The sequence below is a fragment of the Sphingomonas sp. RB1R13 genome, assembly GCF_036663775.1.
Lineage (GTDB): Bacteria > Pseudomonadota > Alphaproteobacteria > Sphingomonadales > Sphingomonadaceae > Sphingomicrobium.
Genome location: NZ_JAXOJM010000068.1, coordinates 1 through 1,212, shown reverse-complemented (window position 1 = coordinate 1,212; position 1,212 = coordinate 1). Strand labels below are relative to the sequence as shown.

Annotated in this window: 1 protein-coding gene and 1 pseudogene; both read right to left on the bottom strand. The window is 68.7% G+C overall.

What is annotated here, in order from left to right; all coding sequences use genetic code 11:
• Positions 1–21: 21 nt before the first annotated feature.
• A pseudogene (locus U1700_RS14930) lies at positions 22–291 on the bottom strand (3-hydroxyacyl-CoA dehydrogenase family protein); the annotation flags it as partial.
• Positions 292–296: 5 nt separating this feature from the next.
• Positions 297–1,212, bottom strand: a 916-nt coding sequence (locus tag U1700_RS14925) for a dihydrolipoamide acetyltransferase family protein (protein ID WP_332753467.1), incomplete at its 5' end; no start/stop codon positions are given.

The following is a 1,212-nucleotide window of genomic DNA, read 5'->3' as shown; positions in this document are numbered from 1 at the left end:
AAGATGGGGAGGATTTGAAGTTTACCGCGTCGGCACGGGTTCCGCGCCGGTGTAATCATAAAAGCCGCGCTTGGTCTTGCGGCCGTACCAGCCCGCCTCGACATATTTGATGAGCAGCGGGGCGGGGCGGAACTTGGGGTCGCCCGTCCCCTCGAACAGCACGCGGGTGATCTCCAAGCAGGTGTCCAGCCCGATGAAATCGGCGAGCGTCAGCGGGCCCATCGGGTGGTTCAGCCCCAGCTGGCACGCCGCGTCGATATCCGGGATCGTCGCCACGCCCTCGCCCAGCGCCACCCTCAATCCGCGAACAGCATCACCGGCGTTTCCAGCAACCGCTTCAACGCCTGGACATAGCTCGCCGCATCATAGCCATCGACGACGCGGTGGTCGCAGCTGATCGACAGGTTCATCAGCTTGGCCCGCGCGATCGTCTCGCCGCCGCGCCCGTCGGCGCGGAAGACGGGGCGCTCGACGATGCGGTTGGGGCCGATGATCGCGACCTCGGGCCGGTTGATGACCGGCGTCGTCGCGATCCCGCCCAGCGGCCCGAGCGAGGTCAGGGTGATCGTGCCGCCGCCCATGTCGGTGCTGGCGATGCTGCCCGCGCGGGCGGCTTCGGCGAGGCGGCCGATCTCGGTCGCCAGCTGCCAGACGTTGCGGCTTTCGGCGTTGCGGATCACCGGCACCATCAGCCCCGCCGGGGTCTGGGTCGCCATGCCCATGTGCACCGCACCCGAACGATTCACCACGCCCGCCTCGTCATCATAGCGCGCGTGGAGCATCGGGAAGTCGGGCAGGGTCTTGCAGATCGCGACGATCAAGAGCGGCAGCATGGTCAGCTTGGGCCGGTTGCCCCGCCCGGCGTTCAACTGCGCGCGCGTCTCCTCCAGCGCGGTGACGTCGATTTCCTCGACATAGGTGAAGTGCGGGATGGCGCGTTTGGACGCGGCCATGTTCTCGGCGATGCGACGACGCATCCCGATGACGCGCACCGCTTCGTCCGCGCGGGGGGCACGCGCGGGGGTATAGCCCTGGCCCGAGCCGTAACGCAGGAACGCGTCGAGGTCGGAATGGCGAACGCGGTCGCCCTCGGCGGGCTTCACGCTGGCGAGGTCGACGCCCAGATCCTGCGCGCGGGCGCGAACGGCGGGCGAGGCCAGCACCTTCTTCTCCTGCTCCCTCTCCCCTTGCGGGAGAGGGTCGGGGTGAGGG